The following is a 16282-nucleotide window of genomic DNA, read 5'->3' as shown; positions in this document are numbered from 1 at the left end:
CACTATAAAACTTTTATGGGTTTTCTGTGGGAAAAACGACCACCAGCAGCATCTTGAAGCGTTCGGGCGCGCTGACGGCATGCGGGTGTCCGGCGGGCATCACTATGGCTTCGCCTGCTTTGAGAACGGTGGTCTGCCCATTGATGCTGACCTGCCCCTGACCATCCAGGGCCAGGACAAAAGCGTCGCCTGTGGAGGTGTGTGCGCTGATTTCCTCGCCCTGGTCAAAGGCGAAAAGCGTCATGCTCACTGCGGCATTTTGAACAAGGGTCTTGCTGGCTATCTGCCCGGGCTGGTACGCCACCTGCTCTGCAAGGGGCAGGGCCGTGGCGTAGTCGAGATTTTTGAGGAAGCGTTGCATGATTCCCTCCTTGGCTTTGACGATTCCTGTATAGCAAGGGGGAGTCCGCACGTCCGTAACATTTGTTACGGAACAAAATAATCGTAAAATTCTTTCAGCCGTTCGGGGTGGGGCAGGGCGATGGCCTTGCCGTGCATGTCCAGCAGTCCCTCATCGCGCATGGCTGCCAGTTCTCGCGAAAGCGACGGGCGCGTTACACCCAGAAAATCAGCCATCTGTTCACGGTTCATGCCCAGGGCCAGTGACCCGTCCGGGGCGCGATGCTCCAGCAGAAGGGCGGCGATTTTGCGCCGCAGACTGCCGGATGACAGCAGCGACACCCGCCGGGTCAAAAAAAAGGCCTTGCGCGCAAAGACCGAGAGCATGTTGCGAATGATCTGCGCATGCATGGCGCAGCGCTTTTCACAGGTAGAATAAAAGAACTTGGCGGGTATGGCCAGAACCCGCACCGGACTTTCGGCCTGCACGCTACAACCGTAGGTAGACTGATCAAGAAAAACATACACTTCGCCGAACAGATCGCCAGGGCTGTCAATACGGGCCATGACCGCGCGTCTGCCATCGGCGCTGTCGCGTCCCACCGTGACGGAGCCCTCCAGCAGGACGAACAGCCGGGTGGGCGAATCGGTTTCGCAAAAAACCATTCCCCCCCTGCCGAATTTCTCCTCCACAGCGCCGCTGCATCCCAGACAGAGCCTGGCCTCATCGGAGGTCATATGCGCGAAAAGGTCACAGTTTTTCAGGGCCTGATCCATGTGTTCTTCCTGTCCTGAGGAGAAAACCGGCATTACAGGAGTGTCATGCCGATCATGAGCTTGGGGGAAGTATACACTAAAGCCTATAAAATGCCCACCTCCAAGTTTGGCTTGACCGTGTTGGGACGTCAATAACGTGCAGGCCGGGTTTTGGGCGGCACGCCAGCGTTCTGGCAGGGGCGTGGGGCTTGCAAAACAAAAAGCCCGGAAACGGGCTTTTTGTTTTGCACTGTGTGCTTGTGGTGCGGGGCGCGTCTTACAGCGAGGGCAGGCCCAGCAGCACTCTGGCGGAAATGGCCACCTGCATGAGCACCTGGGAGATGTCCTTGACGGCCTGCATGCTTTTGGATTCAACCTTGGGCAGCACCAGTATCTGGTCGCCGGGCGAAATGTTGCTTCCGCCCTGCGTCACCGAGCCGTTCTGGTGCATGACAAGAATCTTGTCGCTGTCCGCGCGGTTGGTCAGGCCGCCCGCACTCTTGATGTAGTCTCCCGAATCTTTCTTCTTGGCCCAGAGCATGGCCTGGGGAACCATGACCTCGCCGCTGACCAGCACAACGTCGCTCTTGGTGGGGATGACGATGACGTCGCCTTCCTCAAGGCTCAGGTCGGCCTTGTCCGGGCCGCCTTCGAGCACGACCACGCCTTCTGGTTCCACTGCCTTGGCGCGCTCGACAAACTTGGACACCATTTCGGCTTCCTTGGCGCGTATCTGCGCTTCTTCGGTGCTGGCCGAAGAGGCGGTGAGGGCGGTTTCTTCCAGGCGGCGCAGGGAATCGGCAATGGCTTTTTTTTGCCGGGCGGCCACGCTCTTGCGCTTGATGTACATGGCGTCAAGGTTGGCGCGCTCGGGTTCCACGGCAATGAAGTTCTTCACGTCGCGCAGGCGCGCACCCTGGCGAACGGGAAAGCGCGAAGCGCCGCGCACCGCTCCCTGAACTTCAATCATTATGGTGTTGCCGGTGGCGTCGGCGATGAACTGCACCTTGTCGCCGTCTTCAAGGCGCAGGCTGCGCAGGTCTTTAAGGGGCAGATATGTGCTGTAGGGCGCGCCGTTACGGGTGCCGTTGAGGGTAATGTGCGAGGCACGGCTTTCGGGTTCGGCCAGATCGATGAGGGCCGCCCCGGTGGCCTGCCCCTTGGGGAATTCAAAAAGCGCCGCGTTGCGCACTACGCCTGTGGCCGTGATGGTGGGGCCTTTTTCGCCCACCACCAGCGTGTCGCCGTCCTGTAGCCGCACGGCGGGCAGCACGCCCTTGCGGGCAAAGGGGTAAAGATCAAGATTGGATACGGATTTTCCGTCGCGCATAAGATGGATGTCGCGGTAGCTTCCGCGCACAGGATCAAGGCCGCCAGCCTTGTCCAGAAAGCTGAGCATGGGGTCGTTGGGGCCGCCTGTGTAGCTGCCGGGGCGGGCTACGCCGCCGGTCACAAAGATGGACACGGGGCGTGCGTCCAGGGGGGCGGCGTATATCTGAACGTTGGGGTGTCCGTTGGCGGCCAGCTTGCTGCGCAGCGCGTCAACCAGCTTGTCGTAGGCAAGCCCTGACACGGGCATGTCACCCACCTCGGGCAGGTTCATGTGCCCATCCGGCCCCACGGTCAGCGTGCGGTCGACGTTAAGGTCGCCACCCCACAGGCGCACTACCACCCGGTCGCCGGAGGCGATGACGGAGCCTTCTTTGTTGTGGGCGAAATTGCCCTGAAAAAGATTGGCCGCGTAAGGCCGCACGTTATCTTCGGCCCGGGCTGCGCCACAAAGGGTCAACAGAGCCAAGATGGCGATAAAGTAGTGTTTTTGCAGCATGGTGTTCCAACGGATGAGACGCGCGGTTTCGCGGCTGAGCCGCGCCGCGCGCCTGCAATGGTTACGGGGTCGGCCCCCGCTGAAATTACGGCTTGGAGATGCCCTGTCCCCAGACTCTGGGAGCCATGATCCAGCGTCCCTGTTCGTCCTGGCAGATGACCACCACTTCGGCTTCCTTCTGCCCGGCCAAAACTGTGCCGCGTTTGCAGTTTTCACCCTTGGCCGAGGTGAAAACTTCGTCAACGCTCACGTTTACGCCCTGTCCGAACTGTACGTCGTCCACAACGGTGGTCTGACCGGGAGTGGAAAGTATCATGAAGCTTTCCACAGGGCCAGGGGGCGTTTCAGCCTTTTGCGGGTTTTCGCCAAAGCCGCAGGCGGCCAGGGGCAGGGTGAGAAAAAGTGCGGCGGCCAAGGTGGCCAGCCGGTGAAAGCGCGGTGTGTGTATGGTACCGAGTTTTGTGTTCATGCGGACTCCTGGCGGCGGCGGACCGACGCGCCATGATCATCTGACGTGATTTCGGATCATTTTCTTCCACTCCCTGTCGCAGAGAACGCGGCCTCTGTCAATTCCCCGAAGCGTAGGATATCGTTTTGCTGGGGTTTAATAGTCACGCTTTTTGTCAAAATGGAGAAAATAAAAACGTAACACATAAGATACCGGCAAGTTATTGTGTCCACACTTTATAAAGGCTGAATTTTATTTTGCATTTTGTTGTGAGGGTGGTATTCTCTGTCTAATCTGAGCATCAGATCATGCATCATTGCAGGAGTATTCATGCCAAAACCTTGTATGAAAACCATACATGTTCACGACGCAGTAGGTAGCGTTCTTTGTCACGATATAACGCGGATTGTGCCCGGTGAGAGCAAGGGGCCGGTCTTCAGCAAGGGCCATGTGGTGCGGCCCGAAGATATCAAGGTGCTGCTCGAAGTAGGCAAGGAGCATCTTTATGTTTTCGAACCGCTCCCCGGCATGGTTCATGAAAATGACGCCGCCGCCCGCATTGTGGCCGCCACGGTGGGCAAAAACCTCGTGGCCGGGGAACCCAGGGAAGGGCGCATCGATCTCTCTGCCGCATGTGACGGCCTGTTGCGTATTGACGTGCCCGCGCTGACCAGAATCAACAGCCTTGGCGAAATTACCATAGCCACACTGCACAGCATGCAGTTTGTCGCCAGGGGGCGGGCTGTGGCGGGCACGCGCGTGGTGCCGCTCATGATAGAAGAAGAAAAGCTGCGCCGCATGGAGGCCAGCGTCAGCGGCCCCGTCATGGAAGTGCTGCCCCTCGCGCACGCCAGGGTAGGCGTGGTGACCACAGGCAGTGAAGTGTACTACGGCCGTATTCAGGATGCCTTTGGGCCTGTGCTGCAAAAAAAGTTCGCCAAACTGGGCAGTACCGTCATGGGGCAGACCCTCACCAGTGATGAGGTGGCCATGACGGCATCCGCCATTGTGGATTTTTTGCATCAGGGCGCGGACATGATCGTGGTCACGGGCGGCATGTCCGTTGATCCGGACGACCGCACGCCAACGGCCATCCGCGCTTCCGGGGCGGAAGTTCTTGGTTACGGCGCGCCGGTATATCCGGGCGCCATGTTTCTTCTGGCCTACGCAACCGGGCCGCGCGGCCCGGTGCCCGTTCTGGGCCTGCCGGGCTGCGTCATGTACCACAAGGCCAGTATTTTCGACCTGGTGGTGCCGCGCCTGCTGGCCGGCATCAAGGTCACGCCCGAAGACGTGGCGGCCATGGGGCACGGCGGGTTTTGCTCGGGCTGTCCCGAATGCACCTACCCCATGTGTCCTTTTGGCAAATAGAGCCGCGGGCATAGCGGTATCACAGTCAATGTATCTTCTGCCTTCTTGAGCAGCACGGCGTTCACGCCGGTCAGTCTCGGCCCTGAACGCGGATATCCCGCGTCGGCATATACACAGGCATTCATCAATAAAGGAGTCGCGCATGGAACCAAAAACTCTTGTAGTGAACGGCATCCCCCGGCGTTTGCTGGTCAGCCCCAATGATACTCTGGTGGACGTGCTGCGCAGCCAGTTGCAGCTCACCAGCGTCAAGGTTGGCTGCGGCAAAGGGCAGTGCGGCGCTTGTACCGTCATCGTTGACGGCAAGGTGTCGCGCGCCTGCATCATAAAGATGAGCCGCGTGGCTGATAATGCGGCCATAACCACTCTTGAAGGCATTGGAACGCCCGCCTGCCTGCATCCTCTGCAGCACGCCTGGATACAGCACGGCGCGGCGCAGTGCGGTTTTTGCACCCCCGGTTTCATCGTGTCGGCCAAGGCTTTGCTGGATGAGAACGTCAAGCCCAGCCGTGAAGATGTGCGTGACTGGTTCCAGAAGAACCACAATATCTGCCGCTGCACGGGCTACAAGCCCCTGGTGGACGCCGTCATGGACGCGGCCGCCATCATGCGCGGCGAAAAAACCGTTGAAGAAATCAGCTTCAAGATGCCTGCCGACGGCCGCATCTGGGGCACCAGCATCCCCCGTCCCAGCGCTGTGGCCAAGGTCACGGGCGTGGCCGAATTCGGCGCGGACGCCACCGTGCGTATGCCTGAAGACACCCTGCATCTGGCCCTGGCCCAGGCCAAGGTGTCCCATGCCATCATCAAGGGCATCGACACCTCCGAGGCCGAAAAGATGCCCGGTGTGGTCAAGGTGCTGACCCACAAGGACGTGAAGGGCAAGAACCGCATCACGGGCCTCATCACCTTCCCCACCAACAAGGGTGACGGTTGGGAACGCCCCATCCTGAACGACCAGAAGATCTTCCAGTACGGCGATGCCCTGGCCATCGTTTGTGCCGACTCTGAGGCCAATGCGCGCGCCGCCGCTGAAAAGGTCAAGTTTGACCTGGAGCTGCTGCCCGAATACATGAGCGCTCCTGAAGCCATGGCCCCGGACGCCATTGAGATTCACCCCGGCACCCCCAACGTCTATTATGACCAGTTTGAAGAAAAAGGCGCCGATACGGCTCCGTTCTTCAACGATCCCAGCAATGTGGTGATCGAGGGCAGCTACTACACCCAGCGCCAGCCGCACCTGCCCATCGAACCCGACGTGGGTTACGGCTACATCAACGAGCAGGGCCAGGTGGTCATCCACTCCAAGTCCATTGGTCTTCACCTGCACGCGCTTATGATCGCTCCCGGTCTGGGTCTGGAATTCCCCAAGGATCTCGTGCTGGTGCAAAACACCGCGGGCGGCACCTTCGGCTACAAGTTCAGCCCCACCATGGAAGCGCTCATCGGCGTGGCCGTCATGGCCACCGGTCGTCCCTGCCATCTGCGTTACAACTACGAGCAGCAGCAGAACTACACCGGCAAGCGTTCGCCCTTCTGGACCACGCTGCGTTACGCCGCCAACAAGCAGGGCAAGATCCTCGCAATGGAGACGGACTGGAGCGTTGACCACGGTCCCTATTCCGAATTCGGCGACCTTCTGACCCTGCGCGGTGCGCAGTATATCGGCGCGGGCTACGGCATCGCCAACATTCGCGGCCAGGGCCGCACCGTTGCCACCAACCACTGCTGGGGCGCGGCGTTCCGCGGTTACGGCGCGCCGGAATCGGAATTCCCCTCTGAAGTGCTCATGGACGAACTGGCTGAAAAGCTCGGCATGGATCCCTTCGAACTGCGCGCCCTGAACTGCTATAAGGAAGGCGACACCACGCCTTCGGGTCAGGTTCCTGAAGTTATGAGCCTGCCTGAAATGTTCGAAAAAATGCGCCCCTACTATGAAGAATCCAAAAAGCGCGTGAAGGAACGTTCCACCGCCGAAGTCAAGCGCGGCGTGGGCATCGCCCTTGGCGTGTACGGCGCGGGCCTTGACGGGCCGGACACCTCCGAAGCCTGGGTTGAACTCAATATGGACGGCAGCGTGACCCTGGGGAACTCCTGGGAAGACCACGGCCAGGGCGCCGACGCCGGTTCGCTGGGCACGGCCCATGAGGCTCTGCGTCCCCTGAAGATCGCCCCTGAAAATATTCACCTGCTCATGAACGACACCAGCAAGACCCCCAACTCCGGTCCCGCGGGCGGCTCACGTTCACAGGTGGTCACGGGCAACGCCATCCGCGTGGCTTGCGAAATGCTCATCGAGGGCATGCGCAAGCCCGGCGGCGGCTTCTTTACTCCTGAAGAAATGAAGGCCGAAGGCCGCCCGCTGCGCTATGAAGGCAAGTGGAGCGCGCCTGCCAAGGACTGCGACGGCAAGGGCCAGGGTTCGCCTTTCGCCTGCTACATGTACGGCCTGTTCCTGTCCGAAGTGGCTGTTGAAGTGGCCACCGGCAAAGCCACCGTGGAAAAAATCGTCTGCGTGGCCGACATCGGCACCCTCTGCAACAAGCTTGTGGTGGACGGGCAGATCTACGGCGGCCTCGCCCAGGGCGTTGGTCTTGCTCTTACCGAAGATTACGAAGACCTCAAGAAGCACAGCACCATAGGCGGATCGGGCGTTCCCAGCATCAAGATGATCCCCGACGATATGGAAATCGTGTATGTGCAGACCCCCCGCAAGGATGGCCCCTTCGGCGCCTCCGGTGTGGGCGAAATGCCCCTCACCGCCCCGCATGCGGCCATCATCAACGGCATCTACAATGCCTGCGGCGCGCGCATCCGGCATTTGCCCGCGCGTCCCGAAAAGGTCTTGGAGGCCATGCCCAAGTAGGGTAGGTTCATAGCCAAGGAAAAAGCGGAAGGAGGGAGCCTTTCAGCATCTGACAGCGTCATGATGGCTGAAAGTCCCCTCCTTCCGACCCTCACCCGCAAAGATTACTGTTTTGTCTGGCGCGCAGGGGTACAGGCTCATGTTGCGCATTGTCCGTACGCGGGGTTTTCGGGGGCACCCCCAAAAACCCCGCATACGCTTTTGCGGGGCAGGGAAAACACGAGGCCTTGCCGTGGACCATGCGCATGGGCGGAAAAAAGATTTTTACATTTGCACTCCACACCAAGCCGGATTTTCAGTGAGTTTACGCCATGATGGATCAAAAACGTCTGCACGAGATTGAAGCCCGCTGTACGCAGGAAAGCCCTCCGCGTTGCCGCGAAGCCTGCCCTTTCGATCTGGACGTACGCGCCTTCATGGCGCGTATGGCCGAGGGCAGGCCCGGCGACGCCCGTAAGCTTGTGGAGCGCCATCTGCCGCTGCCCGGCATCATGGCCCGCCTCTGCGACGCCCCGTGTGAAAACGTCTGTCTGCGGCGCGACCTTGGCGGCAGCGTTGCCATGCACGGCCTCGAGCTTGCCTGCATGCTGGCGGCCGGCCCGCAGGGCCGCCCCCTGCCCCTGCCGCCCAAGCGCTTCAGCATAGCGATCCTTGGGGCGGGTCTGGCGGGCCTCGCGGCTGCCTGGGATCTTTCTCGCAAGGCGTATCCCGTGACAGTGTACCATGCCGGAACGCCCAGCCAGGCGGTGCTTGAAGCCTATCCACAACTGCGCAACGAGGGTGACGGGGCGCTTGCCAAGGATTTTCTGGCCGAAGATATGGAACTTCTGGTGCGCCAGAAGGTGCGGTTTGTTGCGGCCGAGCTGGATCAGGCCCTGCTGGACAAGGCTGCCGCGGAATACGCGGGCGTGCTTGTGGACGCGGGCGCGGCCCCGGCTCTGGCTCCGGCCCCTGCGGATCTGGATGAGGAAACCCTGCACTGGCGTGACGCTGTCTGCTGTGCGGGCTGGTGCAGCGTGACGCCCACGGGGCACAATTTTGCCTCATCGTCGCGTCAGGCCGGGCAGGGACGCCGCGCCGCCCAGACGCTGGAACGCCTGACCAGTGGCGTGTCCCTTACCGCCGCGCGCAACAAGGAGCAGGGACCCCTGCATACGGACCTGCGCGGCATCGCCCCCGTGCCGCGCGTGGAGCCGGCCGCCGCCGTGTATGCCGCCGACGATGCCGTGGCTGAAGCTGCCCGCTGCCTGCAGTGCCAGTGCATGATCTGCGTGCGCGAATGCGTCTACCTGCAAAAATATAAGGGCTATCCACGTGTGTACGCACGGCAGGTTCACAACAACGCCTCCATCGTCAAGGGCCTGCATACGGCCAATGCCCTGATCAACGGCTGCGCCCTGTGCGGCCAGTGTGAAGAGCTTTGCCCGGAAAATTTCTCTATGGCCGAGCTTTGCCTCTCCGCGCGTGAGGACATGGTGGAGAGAGGCTATATGCCTCCCGCCGCCCACGAATTTGCCCTTGAGGATATGGAAAGCGCCTCCGGCCCGGAATGCGCCCTTGTTTTGCCCGACACTTCCTTGCCTTCTGGCGTTGCGCCTTCGTGGCTGTTTTTCCCCGGCTGCCAGCTGGCGGCTTCACGCGGGGAGCAGGTGGCCCGCGTATACGGCCTGCTGCGCGAACGTATGGCAGCAAGCTCCGAACCCGGCGTGGCCCTCATGCTCTCCTGTTGCGGCATTCCGGCCCGGTGGGCCGGACGGGCCAGCCTTTTTGCCGAACACAGTGCAAAACTGCGCCAGACGTGGGAACACCTTGGCAAACCACGGATAATGGCCGCCTGCTCGTCCTGCCTTGCCGCCCTGCGCGAATCCCTGCCCGAAGCCGAATCCCTGTCGCTTTGGGAGGTTATGAACCAGATGGGCCTGCCCGACAGGCCGCTGCCTTCTTCGCTCCCGCAGTCCGACGAAAAGGCGGCATCTTCTGGCGATCCGGCCATGGCTGGCTGCTGCACCGGCCTGCCCGAGGTTTTTTCCATTCAGGACCCCTGTACGGCGCGGCATGACAGCGCGTGGCTCACGGCGGTGCGCAGTCTGGCCCAACGGGCGGGGGCGCGTATTGAAGAGCCGCGCCTCACCGGAGCCTCCACAGCCTGCTGCGGCTATGGCGGCCTTGTGTGGTGCGCCCAGCCCGAACTTGCGGATGCCATGGCCGCCCACCGCTCGGCGGAACTGCCCCATGCGGGCCTTGCCTCCTGCATCATGTGCCGCGACCGCATGGCGGCCAGCGGCAAGGAATGCTGGCATCTGCTTGATCTGCTTTTTCCCGCTTGCGCCAGCCCGGATGGTGGCAAGGAAAAAGGCCCTGGTCTGTCCGCCCGCCGTGCCAACCGCGCGGCCCTGCGACGGCGCCTGATGCGGGACTGGTTGGGGCAGGACGCGCCGGAACCGGGCAAGGAACGTGTCATCATAAGCGCCGAAATGCTGACCCGGCTGGAAGAGCGGCATATTCTGCTGGAAGACATTGAAGCTGCCGTGGCCGGGGCCGAAGCCAGCGGGCACTGTTTTAAAAATCTCGAAAACGGTCACATTCTTGGCTCCTGGCGCCCCCGTCAGGTAACATTCTGGGTAGAGTATGAGCCTCAAGGCGAAAGTTTCATACTCCACGATGCGTGGTGCCATCGTATGGTGGTGCCCGGTTCCGGCGGCCACGAGGCCGTGGACGTCATCAACAGCCACCAGTGCTGCACGGACGGGCAGCGCGGCGGGCAAGGAGGACAGTCATGAGCATGGGCCCCAACTACGCCCCCGATGGCGGCCAATGGGTATGCTGTCGCTGCAATGTGCCCCTCGAACAGGGCAAGGTTCCGGTGTTCTATCTCAACAGCGCTTTTGACGTCATTTTACCGCGCTGCCCAAAGTGCGGTCTGACGCAGACGCCAAAATCCCTGGCTGAAGGCAAGATGGTTGAGGTGGAAGCTCTGCTGGAAGACAAATGAGCGCCCTGTGGGAGAGTGAATCCTTCCGCCGCGTGGCTGGCACTATCTGGCGGCCCGGCGGCACGGCCCTGACCGTCAGGGGCCTTGAACTGTGCCGCAGGCTCTGCGGCCTTGCGCCCGGCGGCCTTGTGCTGGACATGGGCTGCGGCTGCGGGGCGACCCTGGGGCTGTTGCGACAGGCCGGATATCGTGTGATAGGTCTGGACAGGCAGGTGCAGCCCGAAGCCGTGAGCGCGGCGGGCGAAGGCGGTGGGCAGATCATCCGGGCGGACATGGCCCGGCTGCCTCTGGCGGCAGGCAGCGTTGACGGCCTTGTGTGCGAATGCGTATTTTCGTTGCTGGCGGACCCGCTGGGCGTGCTGCGCCAGTGTCTGCGCGTGCTGCGCCCCGGTGGCGCGCTGCTCTTCAGCGACCTTACGCAGCGTGATGCGCAGGGCGGCGCAATGCCGGCGCACGTGCGCGGTTCAGGGCAAAACGCCGCGACCTGTGTGGGGATGCAGCCAGAAGATCCTGCTCCCGGTTTTTCCGCCACACAGGGCACGGGCGCATCCTGCATGGAGGGCGCGCGTCCCGCGGCGCTGTGGGAGCGGTATTTACAGCAGGCGGGCTTTCAGATCGCGACGTATGAAGATCACAGTCGGGCGCTGGTGGAACTGGCCGCCCGCATGGTCTGGTATGGGGAGACCGGCTCCGGGGGCAAAGGGCTTTCCGGCGGGTGTTCCTGTTCCGCCTCTGGTGGGGGGCGCAAATACGGCTATGGATTGTGGATAGCACAAAAGGAGAGAGCATGAATCCGATGATGATGGAGCTTCTGCCTCTGGTGCATGAGGGCTATTGCTGCAGCCAGTTGCTGATGTTGCTTATGCTTCAGGCCCGCGATCAGGAAAACCCTGATCTTGTGCGGGCGGTTCATGGCCTTTGCCATGGCATCGGCCAGTCGGACGGGCCTTGCGGCCTGCTCACTGGTGGAGCCTGTGCCCTGGCGCTGGTGGCTGGCAAGGGGGCTGCCACTGAAACGCCGCACGCCATGCTTACGCCCCTGCTCAACGATTACGCCACATGGTTTTATGAGCGCACCAACGCTTACGGCGGCCAAAGCTGCAGTCAGATAGCCGCCGGGCTTGGCGCGACGTCGGGCGCACCGGGCGAAGCGCCCAATCCTGTGGCCTGCGGCGACCTGCTGGCCGAATGCTGGGGAAAGATTATTGAACTGGTCCAGAGCTATGATCTGGACATCATGCCCGCGTCATGATTCTGCGTCGAACCCAAAGCCTGTGCCCGGTCTGTCTGCGGCGGCTGGACGCCGTATACGCGCTGGCGCAGGACGATCCGCATTGTGTTGAACTGCGCAAGACCTGCCCCGAGCACGGCCTGTTCAGCGTGCCCGTATGGCGCACGGTTGCGCAGGGCCCGGCAGACCCTGCGGGGCAGCCCGTAACCGGGGACCAGGACGGCGTGCCTGTTCCCGCGTTCGAGTCATGGTCGCGTCCCAAAAGCCCTTCCTATCCTCTGCATCCCCGCACGGCCATGGGCGAGGGTTGCCCCTTTGACTGCGGCCTGTGCCCGGCACATGCGCAGCACACCTGTACGGGCCTTGTGGAAGTGACCATGCGCTGCAATATGACCTGCCCCATCTGCTACGCGGAGGCGGGCGGATCTGGGCGGGAAAACGGCTCTGATCCGGATCTGGCCTGCATCGCCGACCAGCTGGACGCGCTTAAAACCGCGTCCGGACCGTGCAATGTGCAGATTTCCGGCGGCGAACCCACTGTGCGTGACGATCTGCCGCAAATCATCGGCCTTGCGCGCGAGAGGGCCTTTGGCCTTGTGCAGGTCAACACCAACGGGCTGCGGCTGGCCGAAGAAGAGGGCTATGCCGCAAGACTGCGAAAGGCCGGGCTGGATTCCGTCTATCTGCAATGGGACGGCGTGAGCGACGAAACCTTCAGGACATTGCGCGGCCGCCCCTGTCTGGATTTCAAGCGTCGTGCCGTGGCTGCCTGCGCCGGGGCGGGCCTTGGCGTGGTGCTGGTGGCTACCCTTGTGCGCGGCGTCAATGACAACGAGGTAGGCGACCTGCTGCGCCTTGCCCTGCGTCTTGGGCCAGCGGTGCGGGGCCTGCATGTGCAGCCCGCCGCGTTTTTCGGGCGTTATCCCTGGCGTCTGGATGAGGCCCCAAGGCTCACCCTGCCGGAAGTTATGGCCTGCTTTACCCGGCAGGCTCCCGATCTTGTGCGCCCGGAACATCTGCACCCGCCGGGGTGCGAAAATGAATTGTGCTCCTTCAGCGCTGTTTATCGGCGTAACGACGCCGGGCCTGCCGCCGTTGAAAACGGAAGGGCAAATGACGCCCAGCCAGCACTCCAGTGGCTGTCTGACGCTGGCCAGTCCTGCTGTTCGCCGCGCCCTCAGGGTGCGGATTCTGCGGGCTCCGGTGCAAAGAATGCGGCCGCTCCGGGGGCTTCATCGCCGGGTACTGGCGTGCCGCCGTCAGCGGCAGAGGGCGCGCGAAAGGCAAAGCAGTTCGTGGCCCTGCACTGGCGTGGCGACAGTCCCGAAGCGGAAAAAACAGCCGACCGTGCGTCGGGCCTGGGCGCTGTCAGCGCTGGTCTGGACGGATTCAGCCGTTTTTTGGCCCAGGCAGGGGCCGAGCGGCGTTTCACGCTGTCCGCCATGGCTTTTCAGGACGCGCTGAGCCTGGATATTGAGCGCGTGCGCGGATGCTGCATCCACGTTTTGCGGCGTGACGGACGCATGATACCATTTTGCCTGCACAATCTGACATCACAGAACGGCACGCGGCTGTATGCGGAGGACGTCTCATGAATTCAGGTTCCTCGTCTGTTGCCGGGCCTTCTTTGCGGAGTTTTTCGGCTCGCGGCTCTTCCGCTGCCGCGGCTCCTGGTCGCGGTTTTCGTAATCCTCTTGATGCCTGGCTGGCCGGTCAGTGCGGCGTGCAGGGTGCAGACGCCAAGACCCTCGTGTGTACCCTGCGTGAATCCCGCGCCCGCGCCCTGACCCGTTGCCTCAGCTACGCGGCTGCCCGTAGCGCTTTTTATGCCCGCAAACTGGCAGGATACGACCTCGAACGCTTCACTCCCGAGGATATGCGCGGTCTGCCCTTCACCACGGCTGAAGATCTGGCCCGGTGGGAGGATTTTCTTTGCGTGTCGCACGGCGATGTGCAGCGCATGGTGACCTTGCGCACGTCCGGCACCACTGGCAGTCCCAAGCGGTTGGCTTTTACTCAGGCGGATCTTGCCAGAACCATTGATTTTTTTCGCGTGGGTATGTCGCAACTGGTGCGCGGCGGGCAAAAGCTGGCGGTATTGTTGCCGGGGGCGGCACGTCCCGATGGAGTGGCAGACCTGCTGCGCCAGTCTTTGAGCCCGTGTGGCGTGGAGGTGTGCACCCCGCCGCAGGATCTGCTGGTTCCTGCCAAAAGCCTGCAGCAAGGCTTTGTGAGAAGGCCGGCACAAGGGCTGCCCATGCGGGAAAATCCGCTGCAAAGGGGTGTGACGCCCCGCGCCTTTGGTGCGTGTCCCTCAGCAAGAGTGGCGACGCCGCAGGCGGCGCTCGCGGGCATTCATCAGGATATTGTGCAGTGGCTGGACGAGGTGCGGCCCCATTGTCTTGTGGCCGCGCCAGGGCAACTGGAAGGATTGTTGCGCCATTTTCCCAAGAGCAGCCCTCCGGGACTTTGCGGCCTGCTCAGCAGCGCGGACAGGCTTGACCCCGTGCTGGGGCACGTGTTGTCCACCGTATGGAACTGCACCGTGCTTGACCACTACGGGCTCACGGAAACGGGCTATGGCGGCGCTGTGGAGTGTCCGGCCCATGACGGGTATCACTTGCGCCTCCTGGATATTATTGTGGAAATTGTGGATTTTTGCGGTGATGAACCGTTGCAGCCTGGGGAGACAGGCGAAGTTGTCATCACGACGCTGGAGCGCGAAGCCATGCCCCTTATCCGCTACCGCACAGGAGACGTGGCCTGCCTTTTGCCAGGTCCGTGCGCCTGCGGCAGCCCCTTGCCGCGCCTGGGGCCGGTGCAGGGCAGGCTTGAACGGTGCGGCAACCGGGTGCGTGTGGTGCAGATGCCCAAGGGCGGCAATCCGACAGGGGCTTCCGGGCAGCGTGACCGCTCAGGCCATGACGGGCCATACTGCACTGTGGGCGACTGGGAAGGCTGGATGTGACTGCCCGCGTGCTGATATTGGCCGCAGGGCAGGCGTCCCGCATGGGCCGGGTCAAGGCTCTTCTGCCATTTCCGCTGGGGGCGGCCGGAGAATCATGTTCTGCCCTGGAAGGACTGGCGCGCCTTTTTCGCCAGATGGGCATCGAGCATCTCTCGGTCGTCACAGGCTGGCATGCGGAACGTATTGAACCGGCGGCGCAGGCTCTCGGCCTTGCTGTGGTGCGCAACCCCAGGCCGGAAGACGGCATGTTTTCCTCGGTCTGCGCCGGACTGTCGGCGCTGGCCGGGGGCGATCCGACAATGGCGGAAACGCCTGTGCTGGTACAGCCAGTGGATGTGCCGCTGGTGCGGCCCATGACCATACAGGCCCTGCTCGAGGCCCATGCGGCTGACCCGGAAAATGTTCTTGTGCCGACCTTCGCAGGCCAGGAGGGGCATCCGCCGCTTCTGCCCGCCCGTCATCTGGCGCATGTGCTGCGCCATGCGCATACCGGGGGCGAAAATGGCCTGCGGGGCGCTCTGGAAGGTCTGCCTGTGCGCCACATTTCCGTGGCGGACCGGCTTATGCTGCCGGATATGGACAGGCCTGAAGAATATGAAAGCATGAGGCTTCTGGCGTCACGTCGGGAGACTCTGCGGCCGGACGAGGCCCTGGAACTACTGCGTCTGCGTGGCGTGCCTGAAAAAGGGCTGCGTCATGGCCGCGCCGTGGGCACGGTTGCCGCTGCCCTGGCAAAAGCCCTGCTCCTGACGAGGCGTACAGGGAATCCCGGTCTGGAGGGCGACGCTGTCCCAAACCCTGACCTTGGCGCTTGCTTTACTTCTGCTCCTGATTCTGGCCGTAACTCTGGCCTTGACCCCGATCTTGCCCTGGCCGGAGGGCTGGTGCACGATATCTGCAAGGATGAGAAAGGGCATGAGGCCGCAGCGGGCCGATTATTTCGCCATCTGCGCCTGCCTGTCATGGCCCATATTGTGGAAGACCACCGGGACCTGACCTTGCCCGACGACCAGCCCATCACCGAAAGGGAGCTGATTTTTCTGGCTGACAAATACTGTTACGGCGGAAGCTTTGTGCCTGTGCGTCAGCGCTTTGAACAAAAGATGGAAAGCTTCGGTGCTGAGGCGGAGCAAGCCATCATGGGGCGCATGGAGCGTGCCCTGGCGATGGAAGCCCGGCTTGCCCGCGAACTTGACTGCCCCACAGGCGGACATAGTGTTCAGGAAGATGACCAGGACTGCGCGCGGGATCAAGCCCCGCAGCCCTTGCAGTCTCCGCAATCCCCGCAGCCTGCGCACACTTCGCGCCCCCCGCATCCCCCATATCCCGAGGACATAGCCCGTGCCGCCCTGACGGAAACGGCCGTTCATCCCGGCCAGACGCAGGGCGACGGCATGCGCGTAGTCTTGTGCCACAGTACCGTTGACGGCAGCGTCGGCAGCAGGTCGCTTGCCCCCATGCCCCGGTAAGGCTGGTGACGGCG

The 16282-nt window shown here is 62.3% G+C and carries 13 protein-coding genes; 9 read left to right on the top strand and 4 right to left on the bottom strand.

Translation table 11 applies throughout. The features are described 5' to 3' along the window. Positions 1 to 13: 13 nt before the first annotated feature. From ACZ5DH_RS08750 to ACZ5DH_RS08735, 4 genes are all read right to left on the bottom strand, one after another. Positions 14 to 361: a cupin domain-containing protein gene (locus ACZ5DH_RS08750; protein ID WP_464253936.1), complete on the bottom strand. Its 348-nt coding sequence runs from the start codon at positions 359 to 361 to the stop codon at positions 14 to 16. Positions 362 to 426: 65 nt separating this feature from the next. Further along, the gene (locus ACZ5DH_RS08745) at positions 427 to 1116 is read right to left on the bottom strand and encodes a Crp/Fnr family transcriptional regulator (RefSeq protein ID WP_464253935.1); all 690 of its coding nucleotides are present in this window, start codon (positions 1114 to 1116) and stop codon (positions 427 to 429) included. Positions 1117 to 1372: 256 nt separating this feature from the next. Continuing rightward, complete coding sequence (locus ACZ5DH_RS08740) at positions 1373 to 2923, bottom strand: polysaccharide biosynthesis/export family protein (RefSeq protein ID WP_464253934.1); 1551 nt, start codon at positions 2921 to 2923, stop codon at positions 1373 to 1375. A gap of 85 nt (positions 2924 to 3008) precedes the next feature. Next, a complete protein-coding gene (locus ACZ5DH_RS08735; protein WP_464253933.1) occupies positions 3009 to 3392 on the bottom strand; it encodes a DVU3141 family protein in 384 nt (127 codons plus the stop codon). A 324-nt stretch (positions 3393 to 3716) separates the two neighbouring features. On the opposite strand from ACZ5DH_RS08735, the gene ACZ5DH_RS08730 reads away from it, so the two are divergent. The 9 genes from ACZ5DH_RS08730 (at position 3717) to ACZ5DH_RS08690 (ending at position 16268) form a co-directional block, all read left to right on the top strand. Then, a complete protein-coding gene (locus ACZ5DH_RS08730; RefSeq protein WP_464256532.1) occupies positions 3717 to 4742 on the top strand; it encodes a molybdopterin-binding protein in 1026 nt (341 codons plus the stop codon). Positions 4743 to 4884: 142 nt separating this feature from the next. Next, on the top strand, positions 4885 to 7608 hold the full coding sequence (locus ACZ5DH_RS08725) for a molybdopterin-dependent aldehyde oxidoreductase (RefSeq protein ID WP_464253932.1): 2724 nt from the start codon (positions 4885 to 4887) through the stop codon (positions 7606 to 7608). A gap of 311 nt (positions 7609 to 7919) precedes the next feature. Further along, a complete protein-coding gene (locus ACZ5DH_RS08720) occupies positions 7920 to 10388 on the top strand; it encodes a pyridine nucleotide-disulfide oxidoreductase/dicluster-binding protein (RefSeq protein ID WP_464253931.1) in 2469 nt (822 codons plus the stop codon). Continuing rightward, positions 10385 to 10600: a DVU_1557 family redox protein gene (locus ACZ5DH_RS08715; protein WP_179979679.1), complete on the top strand. Its 216-nt coding sequence runs from the start codon at positions 10385 to 10387 to the stop codon at positions 10598 to 10600. The genes ACZ5DH_RS08720 and ACZ5DH_RS08715 overlap by 4 nt, the downstream gene beginning before the upstream one ends. Beyond that, positions 10597 to 11391, top strand: coding sequence for a DVU_1556 family methyltransferase (gene trsM, locus ACZ5DH_RS08710; protein WP_464253930.1), 795 nt, complete (start codon positions 10597 to 10599; stop codon positions 11389 to 11391). Before ACZ5DH_RS08715 ends, trsM begins: the two co-directional genes overlap by 4 nt. After that, entirely contained in the window at positions 11388 to 11852 is a 465-nt protein-coding gene (locus ACZ5DH_RS08705) for a DVU_1555 family C-GCAxxG-C-C protein (RefSeq protein ID WP_464253929.1), read from the top strand. The genes trsM and ACZ5DH_RS08705 overlap by 4 nt, the downstream gene beginning before the upstream one ends. Next, positions 11849 to 13426, top strand: coding sequence for a radical SAM protein (locus ACZ5DH_RS08700; protein ID WP_464253928.1), 1578 nt, complete (start codon positions 11849 to 11851; stop codon positions 13424 to 13426). The genes ACZ5DH_RS08705 and ACZ5DH_RS08700 overlap by 4 nt, the downstream gene beginning before the upstream one ends. Continuing rightward, positions 13423 to 14799 (top strand): phenylacetate--CoA ligase family protein, encoded by a 1377-nt coding sequence (locus tag ACZ5DH_RS08695; RefSeq protein WP_464253927.1) that lies wholly within the window; start codon positions 13423 to 13425, stop codon positions 14797 to 14799. The genes ACZ5DH_RS08700 and ACZ5DH_RS08695 overlap by 4 nt, the downstream gene beginning before the upstream one ends. Beyond that, positions 14796 to 16268 (top strand): DVU_1551 family NTP transferase, encoded by a 1473-nt coding sequence (locus ACZ5DH_RS08690; RefSeq protein ID WP_464253926.1) that lies wholly within the window; start codon positions 14796 to 14798, stop codon positions 16266 to 16268. Before ACZ5DH_RS08695 ends, ACZ5DH_RS08690 begins: the two co-directional genes overlap by 4 nt. Positions 16269 to 16282 lie beyond the last annotated feature (14 nt).

It is taken from the genome of Desulfovibrio simplex, assembly GCF_055387835.1.
Note: the sequence above shows the minus strand (reverse complement) of the source record. Positions and strands in the feature narration are given on the sequence as shown.